This window comes from Agromyces sp. MMS24-K17, assembly GCF_043950245.1.
In the GTDB taxonomy this organism is placed as follows: Bacteria; Actinomycetota; Actinomycetes; order Actinomycetales; family Microbacteriaceae; genus Agromyces.
In genome coordinates this window covers 1,473,039-1,495,686 of the sequence record NZ_CP171640.1, presented here as the reverse complement: position 1 = coordinate 1,495,686, position 22,648 = coordinate 1,473,039, and the positions used below count along the sequence as shown (strand labels likewise).

Genomic DNA, 22,648 nt, shown 5'->3' with positions numbered 1-22,648 from the left:
GGCCGCACCCCCGTCGCCTAGGTTCCCGACACGACGTCCACGGCGATCCCGGCCCGCCGCCCCCGCTCCACCACGATGTTGCTCGCCCTATCGTCGGTGATGAGCCGCGACACATGCGAGGTCGGCACGGTCGTGATCAGCGACTCGACGCCCATCTTCGTGTGGTCCACGAGTGCGACGACCTCGGCCGCGGACGCGGCCATGGCACGGTCGATCTCGGCGACCCGGGCGTTCGGCGTCGTGAGTCCGCGCTCGACGGTGAAGCCGTTGCCCGAGAGGAACGCGAACGGCGCCCGCAGCCCGGTGAAGAACCGTTCGGCGCGTGAGCCGACGACCGCACGGGTGGTGCCGCGGACCTCGCCGCCGGCGAGGTGCAGGTCGACGGTCGAGGCATCCGCCAGCGCGTCGGCGACCAGCAGCGAGTTCGTCCAGACCTGGATGTGCATGCCCACGAGCTGAGTCGCGAACTCGAGCGTCGTGGTGCCGCCGCCGATGATGACGGCATCGCCGTCCATCACGAGTTCGGCGGCGGCACGAGCGATCAGCACCTTCTCGGTCATGGCGATGCGCGACTTCTCGTGGAAGGTCGGCTCGAGCGTGTGCCGGGTCCTCGCCCGGGCGACACCTCGCGTGTACGAGATGCGCCCGAGCGAGGCGAGTTCCCGCAGGTCGCGGCGCAGGGTGACTTCGGACGCGAGCACGTCGGCCTCGAGGTCGACCAGCCGCGCTTCACCGCGCTGCTGCACCACCTCGATGATCCGCTGCTGCCGCTCCGCCTTGCCCACCTGCATCGCTCCTTCGCGCCCCTACTCTCCCACGGTGCCGTCGGATGCCACGCCGTCAGGCAGCCCGACCGCCTTGCCGATCACCCGGATCCGGTCGAGCGACTGCTCCGCGACGTTGCCGTTCGCGTCGACCGCGCGCACCTCGACGTCCCAGATGCCGGGCCGCAGCAGCACCGGCGCGGAGTACGTGGTCCAGTCGCCGCGCTGCGTGCGGTACTCGACGGATGCCACGCCGGCCGAGTCATCCGTCACGTCGAGCACCAGGTCGGCCGGCGAGCGGTACGCGCCCGCGGGCGCGGGCCTGCCGTCGACGGACGCCGTGATCACCGGCGCGACGGTGTCGTCGAGCGCGTCGGCGGGGGCATCCGACACGCGGAACTCGCCGTTCTGCACCGCCCAGAGCGAGAGCACCGACCAGGCGGCGTGCATCGCGACCCACTCCTCGCGGCCGTTGTACGTGTCGTCGTCGGACGCGAGGTAGGTGCGGCCGTCGGTCGACCGGGCCTGCATCGCGAGCGCGTCGTCGCCGTGCAGCTCCAGCCAGTAGCGGCCGTCGCGGCTGGCCTGCCGGTCGACGCCGAACGCCGCCGAGATCGCGTCGACCGCGACGAACTGCAGCCGGCGCGACTTCCCCCAGTCGGTGCCCTGCGGGTAGTAGACCGCGCCCGAGCCCTCGCGGTAGATCGTGCCGCCGGGCGCGACGTACGGCGGCGCCGGGTAGTCGTGGTCGACGAAGTTGCCGTAGAGCAGCTCCATGTCGTGCAGCGCGGCCTTCGGCGTCGGCTGCCCGGCGAGCGTCGCCGTCGTGCCGGCGTAGAGCTGCTGCACCATCGTCGCCATGTAGTCGGGGTGGAGCAGGTCGTGGTTGTAGGCGCGGCCGTCCTCCTCGACGTTCCAGCCGTCGATCCACTCGTTCAGCGGGCGGCCGTTGACCGGCGTCGCGTCGTGCACGTCGCTCGGCTTCGCATGCGCCGACAGCAGCAGCTCGACGTTCTTCACCTGCCACGCGTCGTGCCGGGGGTGGTCGGGGAACATCGCGGTCGCGACCTGCAGCAGCATCGAGTTCCAGGAGTTCTCCTCGGCCTTCGTGTCGCCCGGGGAGAGCACGGTGCCGTCGGCTGCGGTCCAGTAGGGCACGTCGTAGTCGATGAAGCGATCGGCCTCGGTCTCGACCATGACGCCGACGAGGCGCTGGTCCTCCGCGCTCAGGTCGCCCCACAGCAGCCACGCCGCCTGCGCGGCCTGCGACGCCCAGAGCGCGCCCTGCCACGAACTGCTGCCGCTCCAGCCCCCGCGGGTATTCGCGTAGTGCGCCTTCGCGAGTGAGCCGATGAGCCGCACGGCCTTCGCGCGGGCCTCCGCCTCGGAGACGCCGGTGACGGCCGCGTCGTAGGTGCCGGTGACGAGCGCGGTCGCCAGCGCGTTCGCCTCCGCGGCGACGGGCCGGATCTGCGACTCGCCGGTGCCGCCGAAGGTGAGGTAGCCGGTCGGCTGGTTGCCGAACTTGTTGCGCCACCAGGTGGTGAGGGCGTACTCGTTCGAGTTGCGGAGGATCTCGGCGGCGACCGCGTCGACGCCGGCGAGCGGCTCCTCGCCGAGGGCGTCCCAGTCGATCGGCGCGACGGATGCCTCGGGCTGTCGTGGTGCCGGCGGCGGCGTGCCGTCGTGGAGCAGCGTGAAGCGATCGAACCGCGCCGGGATGGCCGGCGCTCCGTTCGTGCCGGCCATGGCGAACAGCCCCACCTTCGTGAACTGGCCGGCGGCGACCGGCGTGCCGACCGGGGTCCAGGTCACGCCGTCGGCCGAGTAGTGCGCGGTGACCTGCTCGCCGTCGCTCGCGACCTTCAGGGAGAAGTGCGTCGGCCATTGCGCGATGGGCTTGTCGATCGGCGACGGCACCGACGGGGTGCCGCCGACCTCGCGCAGGAAGAACAGCCGGCCCTGCCCGTTCGCCCGGCCCGAGAAGGCGAGCGACGCGTAGTTCGAGTCATCCGTGTAGAGGATGAGGCCGGCCTGCTGGCAGCAGGAGCCGGGCGCGAAGTCGATCGTCGTCGACGCCTCCCAGCGACCCCAGCCCGGGGCATCCTGCAGCACCAGGTTCTTCGCCGTGTTCGTGCCGCCGTAGAGGTCGCCGGCGAGCGCGGTGATCGTGAGGGCGCCGTCGGCGACCTTCAGCGCCGCGTCGTCGGGTCGCACGCGCTGCCACTTCGCGGCGTCGAGCGCGGTGCCGTCGAAGGCGTCGCTGCCCGGCAGCTGCACGAGCGGCGGCGCCTCCTCGGCGGCCGCGGGCGCCAGCCCGGTGCCCAGCAGGGCGCCCGCGGCGATCACGGCGATCGCGCCCCATGCGGCCCGTCGGCCGCTCCGTGTCCTCGTCATCGAGTCTCTCCTGTCACGTCGTCGTGGAACTGGGCGCGATGCTAGCCACGTTCGCGGCGGCTGCGTCGGGTGATCACCGTGCGTGGGTCAAGTGATCACCGCGGCGCGGGCGCGGAGCTGTGGTTCGGTCACGGGGGCTGTTCGCGAGCGAGGTGGACACGTGGACGCCCCGCAGCCAGAGCGACGAGTTGTGTCCGCGCTCTCATTTCAAATCAGAACACTACATCACGCTTTCTCACTTGCCGTTACCGAAACGTGACATTCCCAAGTTGACCCGCTCGCCGAGCCTCATGAATGCTGGAACCCGTTCATCCCGCGCAGATCGGCCGAAGCAATCCGGCCGAGACGCCCTCAACGGCGAGGAAGACCCAATCGCAGTGAGTACACAAACAGAACAGATCACACCAAGTGTTCACAAGCCGCGACGCATCTCAGACGGGATGTTCGCCTTCCTGCTCGTGGTGCCCGGCCTCGCGCTGCTGCTCGCCGTGGTGGTCTACCCGCTCATCACGGCACTCGTCACCGCGTTCTTCGAGCAGAGCCTGATCCTGCCCGGCCGCGAGTTCGTCGGGTTGCAGAACATCATCGACGTGCTCACCGGCGAGTTCCCGCGCCTGCTCGGGCAGACCCTCGTCTTCACGATCGGCACGACGATCCTGCCGTTCGCCATCGGCTTCGCCCTCGCGCTCGCACTGAACACCCGCATCCGCGGCGGCAAGGTGCTGCGCGGGCTCATGCTCATCCCCTGGCTCGTGCCCGGCGTCGTCGTCTCGTTCCTCTGGATGTGGATCTTCAACGCCAACTACGGCGTGATGAACGCGGTGCTCCAGGGCCTCGGCCTCATCGGGGAGCCGCAGGCCTGGCTCGCCCAGCCCGGCACCGCCATGGGTGCCGTCATCATCGCGAAGACCTGGCAGTCGTTCCCCTGGATGATGGTCATGCTGCTCGCGGGCCTGCAGACCGTGTCGCCCGAGCTGCACGAGGCCGCCGAGATCGACGGCGCCGGCACCGTGCGCCGCTTCTTCGCCATCACGGTCCCCCAGCTCAAGGGCATCATCGGGCTCGTGCTCCTGCTGGAGTTCATCTGGAACTTCCAGCACTTCGACATCATCTACGTGCTCACCGGCGGCGGCCCCGCCGGCAGCACGCAGACGTTCGCCACCGCCGTCTACGAGACCGCGTTCCAGGGCTTCGACCTCGGGCGCGCCGGCGCGATCGGCCTGCTCTGGATGATCCTCCTCATGGCGCTCGTCGTCGTGTACGTCCGCTTCTCGGAGAAGGGAGAGGAGCGATGAGCCTCTCGACGCAGCTCCCCGCCGCCCCCGTCACCCCGATGCCCGCCGAGGTCGTCGAGCGCCAGGTCGCGCCGAAGCGCCCCCGCAAGCCCACGCTGCTCCGCGCCGAACGGCCCGGCGTGCGCATCGCCGCCTGGGCGGCCGTGATCGTCTGCGGCGGCTTCGCGCTGCTGCCGGTGTACTGGCTGCTCGCGACCTCGCTCACCCCGCGCACCGAGGTGTTCTCGTTCCCGCCGCAGCTGTTCCCCGCGAACCCGACGTTCGAGGCGTACGAGTCGCTCTTCACGAACCCGGCGCTGTTCAACTACCTCCGCAACAGCATCATCGTGTCGGTCATCACGGCCGTGCTGTCGGTCGTCGTCTCGGCGTACATGGGCTACGCGTTCTCGAAGTTCCGCTACCGCGGGCGCCGCGCGCTCATGTACTTCGTGCTCGCGTCGCAGATGTTCCCCCAGGCGCTGCTGCTCGTCACGCTCTACACGGTGTTCGCCGCGTACGGCCTGCTGAACACGTACACCGCGCTCGTGCTGTCGTTCACGACGTTCACGCTGCCCCTCTGCGTCTGGATGCTGAAGGGCTTCTTCGACACCATCCCCGACGAACTCATCGAGGCCGCGCGCGTCGACGGGGCATCCCGCCTGCGCATCATCCACTCGATCGTGCTGCCGCTGTCGGCGCCCGGCCTCGTCGCCGCCGGGCTGTTCGCCTTCGTGCGCGGCTGGAACGACTTCATCTTCGCGCTCACCCTCGCCGGCCCCGACAAGCAGACCCTGCCGCCCGGCCTCGTGAACACGTTCATCGGCGAGGCGTCCACCGCGTGGCCCGAGCTCATGGCGGCGTCGATCGTGACGTCGCTGCCGGTGGCGATCGCGTTCATCGCCCTCCAGCGCTACCTCGTCGGCGGGCTCACCGCCGGCGCGGTCAAGGGCTGACGCCGGCGCCGCCGTCCCGGGGCATCCGCCCGAAGCATCCGCAGGGCCGTCGCGAGGGCGTGCTGTACCACTACGACCTCGCGGTCGGGGCGTGGGAGCGCGAGACCGTCATCGGCGCCGCTCGCGGCACGTCGTTCTACCCCGACGACCTCGAGGTCGACGCGGCCGGGCGCGTGCACGTGCTGTGGGAGTGGGGACCGTTCCCCGCCGACCCGGCCCGGCACCTCGGCTCGTACGTGGTCTACGACCCCGAGACCGGACGCCTCAGCGACGTCACCGGCGCCACGGTCGACGGCCCGGTGACGCCCGACACCGCGGGAGCGATCGTCTGGAAGCCGTTCATCGAGGGCGAGGAGCTCGGCAGCTACACCCCGTCGCTCCAGTCGGCGAAGCTCGCGGTGCGGGCGAACCGGCTCGAGGCCATCACCTACCGGTTCGTCGAGCCCGACCAGACGGCGTACGACCTCTGGGTCACCCGCTGGGACGGCACCGGCTGGGCGCACGAGCAGCTCATCGACGTCTCCGAGCTCGGCGCGGGCGTGTCGACCATCGCCGCCCTCGACGTGACGTCGTTCGGCTCGAAGACCCGGGTGTACGGCGTGGTCGCCGCCCAGGTCTGCGGCGAGGTGCGCAGCCGGGTCATCCGCTTCGAGCAGTCGCAGGGGCGCGCCGGCTGGGCCGCCGCGGCGATCGGCGACGAGCAGCTCGGGCAGCAGCGCCTGCGCGCCGTGACCGACGAGGACGGCACCGACATCCTGTACGTCAGCGCCCCGGCGACGCGCCCCGGCAGCGGCTCGCTCGTGCACGCCCGGGTGCCGCGCTCCGGGCCGGCCGACGCCGGCACCCCGCTCGCGTCGATCGTCGGCGACCTGCTCGACGAGGTGCCCGGTGTGAACGTCGCGCTCGGCGCCGACGTGACCGTCTCCTCGACGCTCCGCGCCGACACCGGCGGCGCACTCGCCGTCGACGGCGTCTGCGCCGACGCGAGCCGCTGGATCTCGGCGGTGGGCGACCTCGCCCCGACGATCACCGTCGACTGGCACGAGCCGACCGCCATCCAGGCGGTGCGCGTGCGCAGCGGCTACAGCGTCGGCGTGAGCGCCCAGTCGGTGCTGCGCGACTTCACCGTCGAGCTCCGCACCGCCGACGGCTGGGTCGAGATCGGCCGCTACGACGACAACATCGAGGGCACCGTCATCGCCGACGCCGGCGGCCGGGTGGGCGACGCGGTGCGCCTGCTCATCACCGACCCCTCGGCGTCGGCCACCGACGTCGCGCGGGTCTACGAGGTGGAGGCGCTGGCCGCCGGGTGAGTCGGAGGGCCGGGGCGGCCGTCGGCACGACCGGCGGGCGCCCCGGCCACCTCTCCCGCACCGCACGTCCCGCTTCATCCGCTCGCCCCGCCGCATCCGCACCACCGCTCCACCCGCTCCACCCGCTCCGCCCGCTCCACCAGCTCGCCCCGCTTCACCGCACCACCGCCCAGAACCACCGGAAGGACCGCACGTACCGATGCGCACACAGACCGTCGAAGCCGACCTCGTCGTGGTCGGAGGAGGCCTCGCCGGCGTCAGCGCCGCCGTCGCCGCCGCTCGGATGGGCCGCCGGGTCGTGCTCGTGAACAACCGGCCGGTGCTCGGCGGCAACTCCTCGTCGGAGGTGCGGGTCTGGGTGTGCGGTGCGACCGCCCACGGCAACCAGCGCTGGGCCCGCGAGACCGGCATCATCGGCGAGCTCTACGTCGAGAACCAGTACCGCAACCCCGAGGGCAACCCCGTCTACTGGGACGACGTCGTGCTCGACACCGTGCGGCGCGAGCCGAACCTCGAGCTCTTCCTCAACACCGAGGTGCTCGAGGTCGAGGCCGACGGCCCCGCCGACGCCCGCCGCATCACGTCGGTCACCGGCTGGACCATGGGCTCCGAGGTGCGCACCACGTTCACCGCGCCGATGTTCCTCGACTGCACCGGCGACGGCCTCGTCGGCCACCTCGCCGGCGCCCGGTACCGCCTCGGCAAGGAGGGGCGCGCCGAGTTCGGCGAGGACTGGGCGCCCGAGGAGCCGGTGCGCGAGTTCCTCGGCTCGACGCTCCTCTTCTACACGAAGGACCTCGGCCGGCCGGTGAAGTACGTCGCCCCCGAGACCGCGAAGGACATCACGACCACGCCCATCCCGGCCTCGCGGGTCATCCGCAGCGGCGACAGCGGCGCCCACTACTGGTGGGTGGAGTGGGGCGGCGAGCTCGACATCGTCGACGACAACGAGCGCATCCGCGACGAGCTGCGCGGCGTCATCCTCGGCATCTGGGACTACATCAAGAACTCCGGGAAGTTCGACGCCGACACCCTCACGCTCGAGTGGATCGGCAACCTCCCGGGCAAGCGCGAGTACCGCCGGTTCATCGGCGACTACACGCTGCACCAGGGCGACGTGATCGGGCAGACCGCGTTCGACGACGGCGTCGCGTTCGGCGGCTGGTCGATCGACCTGCACCCCGCGCAGGGCATGTACGCCGAGGGCGCCGGGGCACTGCAGCGCTTCTCGGAGGGGCTGTTCGAGATCCCGTTCCGCTCGCTCTACTCGGCCAACGTCGACAACCTGCTCGTCGCCGGCCGCGACATCTCGGCCACGCACATCGCCTTCGGCGCCGCCCGCGTCATGGCGACCTGCGCCGCCATGGGGCAGGCGGCCGGCACGGCCGCCGTGCTGTGCCTCGACCACGGCGTCACGCCGCGCGAGCTCCACGCCGAGCGGCGCGAGGAGCTGCGGCAGGTGCTGCTGCGGTGGGATGCCCCGGTCCTCGGCGTCGCGAACGACGACCCCGAGGACCTCGCGCGCCGGGCGCGCGCGTCCGCGTCGAGCACGAGGACGACGATCGCGGCCGGGGCGGATGCCTCGGACGGGCTCTCGCCGCACCTGCTCGCCGACGACCTCGGCATCGTGCTGCCGGTGCATCCGCGCCTCGAGACCATCGACCTGCTCGTCGCCGCCGATCGCGACACGACCCTCGCCGTCGAGGTGTTCTCGACCGGGAAGCCGCAGAACGTGGTGCCGGCGCACCTCGAGCACGCGACCGCCATCGACGTGGCCGCCGGGCCGGCGCGCTGGGTCACCGCCGAGGTGCCCTTCGCACCCGGCACCCCGCAGCACGGCATCGTCGTGCTGCGTGCGAACCCCGACGTGACGGTGCACACGACCGCCCCGCTGCCGCCCGGCGTGCTCACCCTCGTGCACCGCGTCGACAACGACGACCAGAACGTGCAGGTCAGCCGCGACGAGCTGCTCGTGCAGTGGCCGACGAAGCCGCTCCGGGGTCGGTCGCTCGCGTTCCGCGCCGCCCCCGAGAGCGAGGCGCTCGCACCCGAACGGGCGATCGGCGGCTACAACCGGCCGTACGGCGGCGCGAACCTCTGGGCGTCGGAGCCGATGACGCTCGCGCGCGACGAATGGCTCCGCCTCGACTGGGACGAGCCCGTCACCGCCCGCGAGGTGCGCCTCGTGTTCGACGACGACGTCGATCTCGAGCTCAACACGTTGCACCACCACCGCAGCCCCGACGAAGTGCTCCCCCAGCTCGTGCGCGACTACCGCGTCGAGGTGCTCCCGGCCGGGGCATCCGCCTCGACCGACGGCGCGGCCGATGCCGCCTGGACCGTCGTCGCCGACGAGCGCGACAACCGGTGGCGCCACCGGATCCACCCGCTGCCCGCCGGCCTCGGGCCCATCCGCGCGGCCCGGCTCGTCATCACCTCGACCAACGGCGCCCGCGAGGCGCGTGTCATCGCATTCCGGGTACAGGCATGACCGCGCGCCACAGTAGCGTGAGGGCAGGCTCGGGCCGCCGCAGGCCCGAACGCACCCCACCGAGGAGCAGCACCGTGGCCGACCCCTCCGTCGCTCGCACCGCCCCCCTGCCGAGGCACCAGCGCACCGGCATCGTGGCGCTCGCCGTGCCCAATCTCGAGGAGCCGTACTTCGCCGAGCTCACCGCGCTGCTCGTGCGGCGCGCCGACGAGCGCGGCCTGTCGATCCTCATCCAGCAGACCGAGGGCGACCACGATCGCGAGGTCGACATCGCGAACGGGGTCGGGCTGCCGCCGACCGACGGGCTGATCCACATCCCGCGCTCGCTCACGGTCGGCGACCTCACCCGCCGCACCTCCCCCGGACCGCTCGTGCTCCTCGGCGAGCACATCCTGGTGAGCCCGTTCACGCACGTCACGATCGACAACCGCGCCGCCGCGCACGCCGCGACCGCCCACCTGGCCTCCGTCGGCTGCCGCCGCGTCGCCTTCGTCGGCCCGCGCGACGCCAGCCCGTCGGATGCCGCGGATCGACGGCACGCCGGGTACCGCGAAGCCGTCGCCGCACTCGGGCTCGAGGCCGACCCGTCGCTCGTCGCCCAGGTCGCGTCGTTCACCTCCGCGGAGGGCCGCCGCGCGATGCGCGACCTGCTCGCCGCCGGCGTCGAACTCGACGGCGTCGTCTGCTCGAACGACTCGGTCGCCTTCGGCGTGCTCGCGGCGCTGCACGAGGCGGGCGTCGCGGTGCCCGGCGATGTCGCCGTGATCGGCATCGACGACGTGCGCGCGTCGGCCTACGCGACGCCGCCGCTCAGCTCGGTCGCCCCCGACAACGAGGGCATCGTGCAGGCCGCGCTCACCGAGCTCGAGCGCCAGATCGCCGCGCCGCCGGGAGCCGACATGCCCGTGCGGCACCTCGTCGTCGGCGCGACCGTCGTGGCCCGTGCGAGCACCGCGCGGCGGTGACGTGCGGGGCGGTGACGTGGGCGCGCGGCCTCAGCGAGCGTCGGCGTCGGTCTCGATGACGGATGCCCCGAGCAGCACCTCTGCGCCCGGACCGTCGGCGCCCGAGTCATCCGTTCCCGCGTCGTCGCCGACCGGCACGACCCAGAGCTCGCCGACCTGCTCACGGAGCGCGGCCTGCGCCTCGGGCGCGAGGCCGTCGTCGGTGATGAACCGGTCGATCTCGTGGAGGTCGAGGATCGTCGTGAGCCCGACGACGCCCCACTTGCCGTGGTCGGCGAGCACGACCGCCTCGCGACCGGCGGCGACGAGCGCCCGGTCGGTCTCGGCCTCGAGCAGGTTCGTGGTCGTGAGCCCGGCCTGCAGGTCGACGCCGTGCACGCCGAGGAACACGAGGTCGCAGTGCAGGTGCTCGAGCGCGCGCACCGCCACCGGGCCGACCAGGGCATCGGACGGCGTGCGCACCCCGCCGGTCAGCACGACCGACTGGGTGTACGGCTCGTCGGCACGATCGGGGCGGCGGAACTGCTCGGCGACCGGGAGCGAGTTCGTCACGATCGTGAGCTCGGGCACGCTACGCAGCTCCTGCGCGAGCACCCACGCCGAGGTGCCGCCCGAGAGCCCGACGGCCATGCCGGGTTCGACGAGCTCCGCCGCCCGGCGGGCGATCGCGCGCTTCTCGGCGAGGTTGCGCCGCGTGCGGGCCTCGAACCCGCGCCGGCCCGCCTCGGGTGCGAGGCCGCTGGTCGCGCCGCCGCGCACCTTCTCGATGAGGCCGTCGTCGGCGAGCACGTCGAGGTCGCGGCGGACGGTCATCGCGCTGACGCCGAGCTCGGCGGCCAGGTCGACGATGGTCGCCGCACCCCCACGCCGCACCGCTGCGAGGATGCGAGACCTGCGTTCCGCGACGAGCACCGGGACTCCCTCCGACCTTCGAGCCAGTCTGGCACGAACGACCGGCGCGGCCGCGCTGCCGGCGCCGCGCCCGGCTCGACTCCACCATCCCACCCCCGCATCACGAGGAGGACGCGCGTGATCCCCGCCCCCTACGGCGACTGGTTCCCCGACGCCGACATCGACGGCACCTACGGCTTCGAGCTGCCCGACCTGCTCGCGGTGCCGCCCGTGGCCCCGCCCGACGGCTTCGCCGAGCGGTGGTCGGCGTGGTTCGCCGAGGCCTCGGCCGTGCCCGCCGACCCCGTACTGGCACAGTCCGGCCGAGTCGGCGACCACGACGTGTCCCTCGTCGAGTTCACCGCCGCGGGCGGACTCCGCCTCCGGGGCTGGGTCGCGCTGCCCGCGTCGGGTGTGCCGCGGATCGGGATCGTGCACAGCCACGGCTACGGCGGTCGCGACGCCGTCGAGCTCGACCGCGTGCCCGCCGACGCGGCCGCGATCTTCCCGGTCGCACGCGGGCTGGGGTCGCTGAACGCCGGAGTCGGTGCCCCCGCCGTGAAGGACGAGCACGTGCTGCACGGCATCGGGTCGGTCGAGGAGTACGTCCTCGGGCGCTGCGCCGTCGACCTGTGGCACGCGGGCACGGCGCTACGCGAGGTCGTGGACGCGTGGGCCGGCTCCGACGGACCGGGCACCGCGCTGCCGCTCTACGTCGTCGGCGAGAGCTTCGGCGGCGGCATCGGCGCGCTCGCCCTCCCCTGGGACGACCGGGTCGTCGGCGCGACGCTCATCGTGCCGAGCTTCGGGCAGTACGACGTGCGCCTCGGGCTGCGCTGCGAGGGCAGCGGCGAGACGGTGCGACAGCACGTGCTCCGGCATCCCGAGGCCCGTGAGGTGCTGCGCTGGTTCGACGCATCCACCGCCGCCGGGTTCACGTCCGTGCCGGTGCGTGTCGAGGCGGCACGATGGGACACGGTCGTGCCGCCGCCCGGCCAGTTCGCCGTGGCGAACGCGGTGGCGCTGGCGGCGGAGGCCGGCCGTGGCGCCGCCCTCGAGCTCGCGGTCCTCCCCGCGGGGCACGCCGAGTACCCCGGGATCGGCGCCACCCGGGCCGCCGCGTCCGCGGCGACCCATCGGCACATCGATGCCGCGCGGCTCGACGGCCTCGCGCCGCAGGGCGTGGATCCCGCGCTTCCCAACTCCGCCCGACGCGAGTAAGGTGGCGATCCGTCGCTGCACGAGCGACGTCGGTCCGCGCATCCGCGGTCGCTGAAGAGGAAGGGGCAGGCTGTGCGTTCACAGGTCACGCCTTCGATCCCCTTCCGCAGCGACCGAACGGACCTGACCACTCGTGCGTACCCTGAACCTCGGCATCGTCGCGCACGTCGATGCCGGCAAGACCTCCCTCACTGAGCGCCTCCTCGCCGAAGCCGGCGTGCTCGACCAGCCCGGCAGCGTCGACGCCGGCACCACCGTCACCGACTCGCTCGACCTCGAGCGTCGGCGCGGCATCACGATCCGCTCCTCCGTCGTCTCGTTCGACGTGCCGGGCCGCTCGCGCGACGCGGATGCTCCCGACCGACACGGTGCACGCATCGGTGCCGACGACGCGCACCCGCTCACCGTCAACCTGATCGACACCCCCGGTCACTCCGACTTCATCGCCGAGGTCGAGCGCGCCCTCGCGGTGCTCGACGGCGCCGTGCTCGTCGTCTCGGCCGTCGAGGGCGTGCAGGCGCAGACCGTCGTGCTCATGCGCACGCTGCAGCGCCTCGGCCTTCCCGTGATCCTGTTCGTCAACAAGGTCGACCGGGCGGGCGCCGACCCGGCGCGGGTGGTCGCCGACCTCCGGCGCCGGCTCACCGAGCGGGTCGCGATGTGCTCGACGGTGACCGCTGCGGGCACGCCCGAGGCATCCGTCGCGGATGCCTCGCCCGACGACCTCATCGACCTCGTCGCCGGGTGCGACGACCGCGTGCTCGAGGCGTGGGTCGACGGCACGCCGCCGCCGGAATCCGACCTGCACCGCCGATTCGGCGAACTGTCGCGGGCCGGCGTCGTGCATGCCGTCCTCGCGGGGTCGGCGCGCACGGGTGCGGGCATCCGGGAGCTGCTCGATCGGCTCGGCGACCTGCTCCCGGGCCTGGAGCGCGACGAGTCCGCCGACCTCGCCGCGAGCGTGTTCAAGATCGAACGCGACGACCGCGGCGAGCGCCAGGTGTTCGTGCATGTCGGCGCGGGCACGCTGCGGGTCCGCGACCGCGTCGACGTCGGCGGCGCGGCCCGGGTGAAGGCCACCGGCATCCGCGTGTTCGAGCACGGGTCCCTCGTCGAGGCCGAGGCCGCGCCGGCCGGCCGCATCGCCCTCGTCCGCGGCTTCGACGACGCGCGCATCGGCGACGCCGTCGGCAGGCGTGATCGCGAGGCGACCGGGGCGGGTCTGCCCCGCCCGATGCTGCAGGCGGTCGTCGACGTCCCAGACGGCCGCGCCGGCGCGGTGTTCGCCGCGCTCACCGAGCTCGCCGAGCAGGACCCGTTCATCGACCTCCGCCAGGACGACGCGCGCGGCGAGATCACGGTCATGGTGTCGGGCGAGGTGCAGAAGGAGGTGCTGCAGACGATGCTCGGCGAGCGCTACGGGCTCGACGTCGGCTTCCAGGAGTCGACCGTGGTGTGCGTGGAGCGCCTCGTCGGCACCGGCGAGGCGGTCGAGTTCCTGAAGACGCCGACGAACCCGTTCATCGCGACCGTCGGGTTGCGGCTCGAGCCCGCCCCGCCCGGCACGGGCGTCGTGTTCGGCCTCGGCGTGGAGCCGGGCGCGATGCCGCCGGCGTTCTTCGCGGCCACCGAGGCATCCGTTCGCCTCACCCTCGAGCAGGGCCTGAGCGGATGGCTCGTGCCCGACTGCATCGTCACGATGACGCACTCGGGTTACTGGCCTCGCCAGAGCAAGCCGCACCAGCGCTTCTCGAAGGCGTCGTCGAGCACCGGAGCCGACTTCCGGGCGATCACGCCGCTCGTGCTCGTCGACGCACTCCGACGGGCCGGCACCGTGGTGTGCGAGCCGATGCACCGGTTCGAGCTGGAGGTGCCGCGCGACCTCCTCGGGTCGGTGCTCGGTGCGATCACGCGGCTCGAGGCGGTGCCGACGACTACCGAGGAACGCCGCTACGCGGCGGTGGTCACGGGCCGCGTGCCGCTGCGCCGGCTCGACGAGATCCGCGCCGCGCTGCCGGGGCTCACCCGCGGCGAGGGCGCGCTGCGGTCGGAGCCCGACGGCGACCAGCCCGTGCACGGCGACCGTCCCGCGCGCGCGCGCCTCGGCAACGACCCGCTCGACCGGGAGGAGTACCTGCGTCGCCTCGCGCGCACGGTGAACGGGGTGTGAGCCGGGGCACGGCCCGCTGCGGACGGTCCCGCGATCCGGTTCCGCCCGCTGCTACCGTGTGCCCATGCCGACCACCGGGACCACCCAGCAGCTCGTCGAATCGGCGCTCGCCGGTATCCAGGCGCTCGACGTCGATGCGGCGACCGCCGGCGCATCCGACGACGTCGTCTTCTGGGACCCGCACTACCCGTATCCCGAGATGGTCGGCATCGCCGCCGTCCGCGAGGGGCTCACCTGGGCGTTCGGGCAGATGGAGAGCATGCGGTTCGACATCGAGCGCTGGTTCTTCTCCGAGGACGGTCGCTCCGCGGTGCTCGAGACGTCGACGCACCACGTGCTGAAGGCCGGCCACCGCCGCCTCGACTTCGCGCAGGTCTTCGTCGTCGACACCGACGGCGAGCGCATCGTGAAGCTGCGCGCCTACGAGCCGTACGGGCCGCACGGCACGACCGGGTTCGGCCTGACCATCGGTCATGCGGCGTACCGGCTCGGCCGCTGGCGGGCTCGGAAGCGCGCGTAGCGCGTGTCCAGGAGTTCCACGCGCAAGCGTCGCCGACGAGGCATCCGCTACCGCCCCGAGAACACCTCGCCGGCGACCATCGTCGTGAGCACGTTCGTCGGCCTGTTCGGGCTCGCCGCCGCCGTGCTGTGCGTGTGGGTGGTGGTCGACGCGTTCCGTGCGGGCACCGGGCTGTTCGACGCCGTCGGCGTCGCACGCCCGACGCCGCTGTGGTTCGCGCTGATCGGCTGCGCGCTCGGGTTCGTCGTCGGGCTGCGGTTCGCCTGGGACTGGGTGACGTACGTCGTGCGGACCATCCGGAAGACGCCGAAGCTCGTCGCCTACTTCCCTGATGCCGAGGCGAAGGCCGCCGCCGCGGCCGCCGCGCGCGCCCAGGCACGGGCCGCCTGGTGGCGTCGCGTCCGTCGCGGCGGCCGGAACCTCAACGCGTGACGTCGTAGACGAGCTTCGTGACGCCGTTCGAGTAGACCTCGTGCTCGACGAGCTTCAGGCCGCCCTGCTCGTTGCCGTCGAACAGCCGCTTGCCCTCGCCGAGCACGACGGGGAACTGCAGCAGGTGGTAGCGGTCGACGAGCCCGGCCGCGGCGAGCCCCTTCGCGAGCGTCGGGCTGCCGTGCACGAGGATCGTGCCCTCCTCGTCGCCCCGCTTGAGCTCGGCGACCTCGTCGAGCGAGCGCAGCACGCGCGTGTTGTTCCACTCCGGGTCGCTCAGGGTCGACGAGACGACGTACTTCGGCATCGCGTTGTACTCGGCGAACTCGTCCATCTTCGGCCAGATCGGCGCGAACTCGTCGTAGCTCTGCCGGCCGATGAGCATCGCCCCGGCCTCGGTCTGCTCGCTGCCCTTCAGCTCGTACGCCTCCTCGACGAACGGCACCTCCTTGAACGTCCAGCCCGCGCGCGGGTGCTCGCCGCCGCCGGGTGAATCGACGACGCCGTCGAGGGTGATGAACTCGGTGACGATGAGGGTGCGCATGGTTCGCTCCTTGCGATCGGATGCCTCGAGCCGGGGTTCCGGTCTCATCATGGCGTCGAACGGGCGAGGCCGGGATCGACATCGCGAGCGAATCCGGCGCCGGCCGCGTCTCGAGTCCTGGTCTCTGACCCGCAGGACACCTTTCCGGCGCGAATATGCCGGTGCACGGAAACGGTCTCCGAGCGGTGGCGGGCACGCCGCGCTCGGCGCGGGTGCCTCAGACCCGCTGGCCGCGCCCCTTCACGCGGCCCGCTCCCACGACGGTCGCGGCACCCGCGAAGCCGAGCACCAATGCCAGGGCGAGCCAGGCACCGGGCTCGACGCCGGTGCCGGCGAGCCCGCTCGAGGCGGGCGTCGCCGCCGGCGTCGCACGCACGGGCTCGGCCACCGGCCCCTCGGTCGAGACCTCGAGGATGGTGCCGTCCTCGCCGACCGAGAACCAGATCGACAGGGTCACCGGCGAGCCGTCGGGGCCCGTCGTCGTGACGCGCAGCTCGTGGGCGCCGAACGGCACCGAGGCCGGCAGCGCGGTCGCGAGGTCGATCGTGCCGTCGGCGGCGACCGCGACGTCGACGAGGACGATCGGGTCGGAGAAGAGCGTGACGTCCAGGCCCGCGCCCGGCTCGAGGCCCGACCCGGTCACCGTGACGACCGCCCCGGCGGCCGCGTCACCCGGGCCCGCCTCGAGGGTCAGCTCGAGCACCGGCTCGTCGACGGTGATGGTGAAGGTGCGGGCGACGCCCTCGCCGGTGGCGTTGGACGCGGTGATCTCCACCTCGAACTCGCCGGCCTCGGTCGGGGTGCCCGTGATCGTGTCGCCGACGAGGTCGAGGCCGGGCGGCAGTTCGCCGTCGGTCACGGCGAACGCGACCGCGTCGGATGCTTCGAGCGACTCGTCGACCGCGACGCCGACGTGCAGCAGCGGGAGGTCTTCGGTCACCCATTCGACGAGCGGCGCCTGCACGGTCCCGCTGAACGCCTGGCCGACCACCTCGTCGCCGTTCGTCGCCTCGACGATGAACGAGTACGGTCCGAACCCGGTCGGAGTGCCGGTCAGCGAGCCGTCGGCCGCGAGGGCCAGGCCGGCCGGCAGCGTGCTGCCCGCGGCGAGCGCGTAGCCCGTGGCATCCGTCGCCTCGAGGTCGAGGTCGACCGCGACGCCCTGGCGCAGCTCGCCCAGCGAGGTCGTCACCCAGACGGGCGCGTTGCGCACCTCGACGGGGATGTCGAAGCCGACGGCGTTCGGATGCGTCGGGCTGGCCGGGATGACCTGCAGGCTGCCGAGGCCGGCGCTCAGCGCGGTGATCGCGATGCCGTCGGCGCGCAGTTCGACCGAGATCACGCCCGGCTTCGGCTCGCTGTCGACCGCGATGGGCGTGCCGTCCTGCACGACCGAGAGCGGCAGCACGACCGTCTCGCCGACGGTGAGCAACAGCGAGTCCGGCCCGACCCACGTCGGCTCGGGCTGCACGACCAGCGTGAAGGCGCGGTCGACCCCGAAGCCGACGGAGTTCGTGGCGGTGAACGTCACCGGGTACGAACCGGCGACCGTCGGCGTGCCCGACAGCACCCCGGACGCCGCGATGAACGAGACGCCCGGCGGCAGCGTTCCAGTGACGGAGTACGACGCGGCGCCCGTCGCCACCAGCGTCGTGGAGCCGGGTACGCCGACGCCGAAGTCGGGGATGCCGGTGGTCACCCAGGCTGGCGGGGCGATCACCGACACGTCGATGATGGCACCCAGCGACGGATGGGAGTTGGCCGGGATGCCCGTGAGGTGGAGTTTGCCCGACCCGACGGTGAGGCCGGTCACGTTGCCGTTCGCGTACGAGTACGGGCTGCCCGGGGGCACGATGTCGTGCACGAACGAGATGTTCTCGAAGTGCCCGGGGAGCGGCAGCGTCTGGCCGACCGTCACGGTCATCGACGTCGCGCCGACCCAAACGGGCGGCGGGACGACCCGGATGGAGAACGGCCGGTCGGCCCCGACTCCGTCGACGTTGGTCGCGCGGATCGTCGCGCTGGACGTCCCCGAGCCGGTCGGCGTGCCCGAGAGCACGCCCGCGCCTGAGAGGGTCAGGCCCGCCGGCAGGGTCCCGGAGGAGAGGGAGTACGTCGTCGCATTCGTCGCCACGAACGTGAACGAGCCGGCGATCCCCGTCAGGAAGTCGGGCACCGACGTCGTGACCCACACCGGCGCGGGCGCCGCCTCCGCGACGGTCAGGATGAACGGGCGCCCGGTCGTGCCACCCGCCCCGGTTGCGGCGATGGTGAACGTGAAGTCACCCGCGATGCTGGGCGTCCCGGTGAGGCTGCCGGCGCTCGAGAGTTCGAGGCCGCTCGGCAGGGCGCCCCCGGCCAGGGCGTAGGAGGTCGCATCGGAGGCCTGGAAGGCCCACGTACCGGACTTGCCGACCCGGCCGTCGGCGAGCGGCGACGTGGTCGACCACGTCGGCGCGGGCGGCACCACCGTCACGTTCACCGTGTACTGCTGGAACCCGCCGCCGCCGTCGACCCAGATGACGTCGAACCGCACGGGGTAGGTGCCCGCCACCGTCGGGGTGCCCTGCAGCACGATGCCGTTGCCCGGGGTGAACGCCAGTGCCATGCCGGGCGGGGCGGTCTCGGCGTAGAGGGCACCGTTCGACGTCGTGCCGTCGGGCACCAGCGGGATGGTGCCCGCGTTCACGTCGCGCGCCAGCGTGAGCGTGGTCGGCACGACCGGCGCGGCCTGCGCCGGGAGCGCGGTGGCGACGACGGCGGCTGAGGCGACCACGGCGACGGCGAGCGCGCCGGCGATGGAACGGATGGCACGGCGGAAGGGGGTGCGCTGCGACATTTCGGTACCTCTCGGGAGCGGGTACGCATCGCCGCGGGCGGGCGACGTGCACACCGTACCGGAGCGCGCCGTCCGCTACGAGGGTCGCGCTATCCCCAGATCGGGGGAGGTTTCCACGCCCGCCGACGGCGGCGCCGCCCCACCACGTCCTCGCCCGCGGCCGCGCCTCGTGACGAGGTACGATCCGAGCAGCACGAGGACGAAGCCGACCACGGTCCACACCGTCAGCCGCTCGCCGAGCACGAGCACGCCGGCGGCGACCGCGACGGCCGGGTTCACATAGGTGATCGCCGTCGCCTTCACCGGCCCGATCTCGCCGATGAGCGCGACCATGAGCAGGAACGCGAGGGCGCTGCACACCACCGCCAGCACGACGATCGACCAGATCACCGCGGCCGACGGCACCTCGGTCGGCCAGGCACCGGTGAACGCCACGACCGGCACGTAGACGGCGGCCGTCACGGCGAGCGACACCGCCACGACGCCGACGCCCGGCAGGTCGGGCATCCACCGTGCGAGGATCGCCGGGCCGAGCGCGTAGCCGACGACCACGACCGCCATCTCGGCGACCGCGAAGAGGTCGGAGCCGGCGACGTCGAGCCCGACGAGGGCGGCGACGCCCAGCATGCCGACCGCGATGCCGGCCCAGTTGACGCCACTCAGCCGCTCGGGCCGGCCCATGAGGAAGGCGATGCCGACACCGGCGAGCGGCACCGCGGCCAGCAGGAGTCCCGCGGTCGAGCTCGGCAGGGTCTGCTCGGCGGAGCTCAGGAAGTACCACGGCAGGATGATCTCGACCACCGTGTAGGCGAGCATCGGCTTCCACCGCTTCACGACGGCGACCACCTCGCGCCGGAAGAACGCGAGCGGCAGCAGCAGGATCGCCGCGAGCGCCGACCGCCCCAGCACCACCATCGCGGGCTCGAGCTCGCTCACCGCCACCTTGATGAAGAGGTAGGGGATGCCCCACGCGATGCCGAGCGCAGCGAAGAGGATCAGCCCACGACGACTCATCCGCCCATTGTGCCGTCGATCGACCGGATCCGCTCCCGCCGCCCGGGCACGCCGCCCGTGACCGGGTGCCACGCCCCGTCGCGCTGCACCTCGTATGCCCGGAAGGCGCACGGCAGGCCGCTCGCGGTGAGCAGGTCGGCGCCGTCCATGAGCTGGAAGTGCAGGTGCGGCGAGGTCGAGTTGCCGGTGTGGCCGACGCGGCCCAGCACGTCGCCGGCGGCGACCCGCTGCCCGGCGGCCACGGCCACGCTGCCGGTCGCCAGGTGGGCGAAGCCGCCGAACACGGTCGCGGCGGATGCCCCGGGCTGGGCGGATGCCCCGGGCGACTCGACGCCCCCGCCGGGACGCAGGCTCGAGGCATCCGTCGCCCGCAGCACGACGTGGTTGCCGAGGATCTCTGCCAGCTTCTCCGGGGTGAAGGTCGCCGCGTTGCGCACGGCGCGGCCGAACTCGCGGAACGGGTTCACCCAGGCACGCTCGGCGATGCCGTCGGCGGCGGCGACCACCTCGCCGTCGAAGGGCGCGTGGATCGGCGCACCCCACGCGTAGCACTCCGACGTGCGACCACCCACGGTCTCGGTCACCCACGCGCTCGCGGGGTGCACGTGCACGCCGGGGCGGTCGTCGACCTTCACGAAGTCGTAGGCGTAGCGCTGGGCCAACATATCCGTGCCGTGGCTCGGGATGCGGTGGGCGGGCGTCGTGACCGCCATCCACCCGTCGCCGCGGAGCGGGAAGTCCACCACGAGCGCGTCGCGCAGCTCGTCACGCGTGTGCGCGGCGCCTCCGGCGCGCCGGTCGTCGACCATGCACGGAGGGTATCGCGGGGCGACGACGGCCGCGGCGACGGCCGGCGGCGACGGCGCCGGCTCGAGCTGCAGCCCACTGCGGCACGGCCGGCGCGACGTCAAGGGGGTCGACGCCGCCCCGCGCCCCACGTAGCGTGCACCGCAGCAGAGGAGGCATCCATGTCCGATCCGCAGGAACCGCTCGACCCGCCGGAGACGCCCACGGCTCCGCCCGAGACGCCCACCGGCCCGCCGGCCCCCGACGCCCCCGACTCCCCGGAGCCGGCGCCCGGGTTCCCGACGACGCCGACCGAACCGAACGCGCCGACCCCCGAGGAACCGACGTACCCGAGCCCGACCGAGCCCACGATCCCGTCGACGCCCGAGCCGCCGACGATGCCGATCGCCTGAGCTGCGGCCGCGGCGGCCGAATCGGGTGCGGCCGCTGCGGTCGCCTGTCCGGGCCCGCTCCCGGTGCAGGCCGCGGCCCGCGCGCCCAGCGCGCGGGCCGCAGCCCGAGGCATCCGCCCCGCCCGGGGCATCCGCCTCAGTCCCCCTTGACGTTCACCAGCTGGTGCAGCACGTGCCGCACCCGCACGAGCTCGGCCGCGTCGGCCATGACCCGGTCGATGGGCTTGTACGCCTGCGGGATCTCGTCGAGGAACGCGTCGGTGTCGCGGAACTCGATGCCCTGCATCGCCTCCCGCAGCTGCTCGTGGGTGAAGGTGCGCCGCGCCTTCGTGCGCGAATACTCCCGGCCGGCGCCGTGCGGCGACGAGTTCAGCGACATCGGGTGGCCGAGCCCCTCCACCACGTACGACGCCGTGCCCATCGACCCCGGGATGAGCCCGGGCCGACCGGCGTCGGCCTGGATCGCGCCCTTCCGCGACACCCACACCCGCTTGCCGAAGTGCTCCTCGCTCTCGGTGAAGTTGTGGTGGCAGTTGATCCGCTCCCGCTCCTCCACGGGCGTGCCGACCCACTCGCCGACCTGCCGGGCGACGCGGTCCATCATCTCCTCGCGGTTGAGCAGTGCGAAGTGCTGCGCCCAGCGCAGCTCGGCGATGTACCGGGTGAACTCGGGCGTGCCCTCGACGAGGTAGGCCAGGTCGGGGTCGGGCAGGTCGATCCACCACTGCTTCGCGAGCCGCTTCGCGACGGCGATGTGGTGCTGCGCGATCTTGTTGCCCACGCCCCGGCTGCCCGAGTGCAGGAACAGCCAGACCCGGTCGAGCTCGTCGACCGAGACCTCGATGAAGTGATTGCCGCTGCCGAGCGAGCCGAGCTGCTCGCGCCAGTTCCCCGCATACCGGGCGGGGTCGAAGCCCTTCGCCTCGGCGAGGGCCTCGAGCTCCGCGATCCGCGGCGCCGCGGTGGCGACGACCTTGCGGTTGAATTTCCCAGCGCTCAGCGGGATGGCCCGCTCGATCTGCTCGCGCACGCTCCGCCGATCGGCGGGCAGGTCGGATGCCTCGAACTGCGTGCGCAGGGCGATCATGCCGCAACCGATGTCGACCCCGACGGCCGCCGGCATGATCGCGCCGAGGGTCGGGATGACCGACCCGACCGTCGCGCCGAGCCCGAGGTGCGCGTCGGGCATGAGGGCGAGGTGCGGGTGGATGAACGGCATCGTCGACGAGTTGCGGGCCTGCTCGACGGTCTGCTCGTCGATCAGGCTCGCCCACGAGACGAGCCGCTTGGAGATGGTCTCCATGTTCCTTTCCTGTCTGGGTTGGTGTTGCACGGATGTCCCGGGGCCCGAGGGCTCCGGTCGCGCGCAGACAGGAGGACACCCCGGGCCTCGAACAGGCACCGGGGTGACGGAGTCGCGGATGGACCGCGGGGTCAGGGTGCCTGGACGAACAGCTGGTCGAGTTCGCTCGAACGACGATCAAGCTTCGTCGCGGGAGCGGGCGCCGCCGAGGCGCGCTCGACGGAAGGCCGGTCGGTCGCATACTGCAGGTGCACGACGACTCCCTCCGCTGGTCCGGGGATGCTGCGCGGATGCGCAGCCTTCAGACCGTAGCGGCGGGCGCGCCGCGCCGTCAACAGCCCGGTGCGATTCGCCATGC

19 protein-coding genes are annotated in these 22,648 nt (G+C 72.8%); 10 read left to right on the top strand and 9 right to left on the bottom strand.

The window, feature by feature from the left end; translation table 11 throughout:
* Positions 1-17: 17 nt before the first annotated feature.
* Both ACGGZK_RS06700 and ACGGZK_RS06695 read right to left on the bottom strand, forming a co-directional pair.
* Positions 18-785 (bottom strand): DeoR/GlpR family DNA-binding transcription regulator, encoded by a 768-nt coding sequence (locus ACGGZK_RS06700; RefSeq protein WP_395245495.1) that lies wholly within the window; start codon positions 783-785, stop codon positions 18-20.
* Between the two features lie 21 nt (positions 786-806).
* The gene (locus ACGGZK_RS06695) at positions 807-3,161 is read right to left on the bottom strand and encodes an OmpL47-type beta-barrel domain-containing protein (protein WP_395245494.1); all 2,355 of its coding nucleotides are present in this window, start codon (positions 3,159-3,161) and stop codon (positions 807-809) included.
* 440 nt (positions 3,162-3,601) lie between these two features.
* On the opposite strand from ACGGZK_RS06695, the gene ACGGZK_RS06690 reads away from it, so the two are divergent.
* From ACGGZK_RS06690 to ACGGZK_RS06670, 5 genes are all read left to right on the top strand, one after another.
* Positions 3,602-4,456 (top strand): carbohydrate ABC transporter permease, encoded by an 855-nt coding sequence (locus ACGGZK_RS06690; protein ID WP_395245493.1) that lies wholly within the window; start codon positions 3,602-3,604, stop codon positions 4,454-4,456.
* On the top strand, positions 4,453-5,388 hold the full coding sequence (locus tag ACGGZK_RS06685) for a carbohydrate ABC transporter permease (RefSeq protein ID WP_395245492.1): 936 nt from the start codon (positions 4,453-4,455) through the stop codon (positions 5,386-5,388). Before ACGGZK_RS06690 ends, ACGGZK_RS06685 begins: the two co-directional genes overlap by 4 nt.
* Positions 5,274-6,701, top strand: coding sequence for a BNR-4 repeat-containing protein (locus ACGGZK_RS06680; RefSeq protein ID WP_395245491.1), 1,428 nt, complete (start codon positions 5,274-5,276; stop codon positions 6,699-6,701). The genes ACGGZK_RS06685 and ACGGZK_RS06680 overlap by 115 nt, the downstream gene beginning before the upstream one ends.
* A 199-nt stretch (positions 6,702-6,900) precedes the next feature.
* The gene (locus tag ACGGZK_RS06675; RefSeq protein ID WP_395245490.1) at positions 6,901-9,192 is read left to right on the top strand and encodes an FAD-dependent oxidoreductase; all 2,292 of its coding nucleotides are present in this window, start codon (positions 6,901-6,903) and stop codon (positions 9,190-9,192) included.
* A 74-nt stretch (positions 9,193-9,266) separates the two neighbouring features.
* Positions 9,267-10,157, top strand: a complete 891-nt coding sequence (locus ACGGZK_RS06670; RefSeq protein ID WP_395245489.1) for a LacI family DNA-binding transcriptional regulator — start codon at positions 9,267-9,269, stop codon at positions 10,155-10,157.
* A 30-nt stretch (positions 10,158-10,187) separates the two neighbouring features.
* Here ACGGZK_RS06670 and ACGGZK_RS06665 read toward each other — a convergent pair whose 3' ends face one another.
* Complete coding sequence (locus ACGGZK_RS06665) at positions 10,188-11,069, bottom strand: DeoR/GlpR family DNA-binding transcription regulator (protein WP_395245488.1); 882 nt, start codon at positions 11,067-11,069, stop codon at positions 10,188-10,190.
* Between the two features lie 117 nt (positions 11,070-11,186).
* On the opposite strand from ACGGZK_RS06665, the gene ACGGZK_RS06660 reads away from it, so the two are divergent.
* The 4 genes from ACGGZK_RS06660 (at position 11,187) to ACGGZK_RS06645 (ending at position 15,391) form a co-directional block, all read left to right on the top strand.
* Positions 11,187-12,269 carry an acetylxylan esterase gene (locus ACGGZK_RS06660; protein ID WP_395245487.1) on the top strand — a complete coding sequence of 361 codons (1,083 nt, stop codon included), beginning with the start codon at positions 11,187-11,189 and terminating at the stop codon, positions 12,267-12,269.
* A gap of 133 nt (positions 12,270-12,402) precedes the next feature.
* The gene (locus ACGGZK_RS06655; RefSeq protein ID WP_395245486.1) at positions 12,403-14,439 is read left to right on the top strand and encodes a GTP-binding protein; all 2,037 of its coding nucleotides are present in this window, start codon (positions 12,403-12,405) and stop codon (positions 14,437-14,439) included.
* 64 nt (positions 14,440-14,503) lie between these two features.
* Positions 14,504-14,959: a nuclear transport factor 2 family protein gene (locus tag ACGGZK_RS06650; RefSeq protein WP_395245485.1), complete on the top strand. Its 456-nt coding sequence runs from the start codon at positions 14,504-14,506 to the stop codon at positions 14,957-14,959.
* 3 nt (positions 14,960-14,962) lie between these two features.
* Positions 14,963-15,391 (top strand): hypothetical protein, encoded by a 429-nt coding sequence (locus tag ACGGZK_RS06645; RefSeq protein ID WP_395245484.1) that lies wholly within the window; start codon positions 14,963-14,965, stop codon positions 15,389-15,391.
* On the opposite strand, the gene ACGGZK_RS06640 is transcribed toward ACGGZK_RS06645, so the two are convergent.
* From ACGGZK_RS06640 to ACGGZK_RS06625, 4 genes are all read right to left on the bottom strand, one after another.
* Positions 15,381-15,935: a dihydrofolate reductase family protein gene (locus ACGGZK_RS06640; protein ID WP_395245483.1), complete on the bottom strand. Its 555-nt coding sequence runs from the start codon at positions 15,933-15,935 to the stop codon at positions 15,381-15,383. The two genes, ACGGZK_RS06645 and ACGGZK_RS06640, sit on opposite strands and share 11 nt — an antisense overlap.
* A 217-nt stretch (positions 15,936-16,152) precedes the next feature.
* Positions 16,153-18,774 carry a putative Ig domain-containing protein gene (locus ACGGZK_RS06635; RefSeq protein ID WP_395245482.1) on the bottom strand — a complete coding sequence of 874 codons (2,622 nt, stop codon included), beginning with the start codon at positions 18,772-18,774 and terminating at the stop codon, positions 16,153-16,155.
* A gap of 75 nt (positions 18,775-18,849) precedes the next feature.
* Positions 18,850-19,788, bottom strand: coding sequence for a DMT family transporter (locus tag ACGGZK_RS06630; RefSeq protein WP_395245481.1), 939 nt, complete (start codon positions 19,786-19,788; stop codon positions 18,850-18,852).
* Positions 19,785-20,597 (bottom strand): M23 family metallopeptidase, encoded by an 813-nt coding sequence (locus tag ACGGZK_RS06625; RefSeq protein ID WP_395245480.1) that lies wholly within the window; start codon positions 20,595-20,597, stop codon positions 19,785-19,787. The genes ACGGZK_RS06630 and ACGGZK_RS06625 overlap by 4 nt, the downstream gene beginning before the upstream one ends.
* Positions 20,598-20,756: 159 nt before the next feature.
* Between ACGGZK_RS06625 and ACGGZK_RS06620 the strand changes: the two genes are divergently transcribed.
* Positions 20,757-20,987, top strand: a complete 231-nt coding sequence (locus ACGGZK_RS06620; protein ID WP_395245479.1) for a hypothetical protein — start codon at positions 20,757-20,759, stop codon at positions 20,985-20,987.
* A 136-nt stretch (positions 20,988-21,123) separates the two neighbouring features.
* Here the strand turns inward: ACGGZK_RS06620 and ACGGZK_RS06615 are convergent, their stop codons facing one another.
* Positions 21,124-22,290 (bottom strand): RtcB family protein, encoded by a 1,167-nt coding sequence (locus ACGGZK_RS06615; protein WP_395245478.1) that lies wholly within the window; start codon positions 22,288-22,290, stop codon positions 21,124-21,126.
* Between the two features lie 131 nt (positions 22,291-22,421).
* Positions 22,422-22,646, bottom strand: coding sequence for a hypothetical protein (locus tag ACGGZK_RS06610; protein WP_395245477.1), 225 nt, complete (start codon positions 22,644-22,646; stop codon positions 22,422-22,424).
* Between the last annotated feature and the right edge of the window lie 2 nt (positions 22,647-22,648).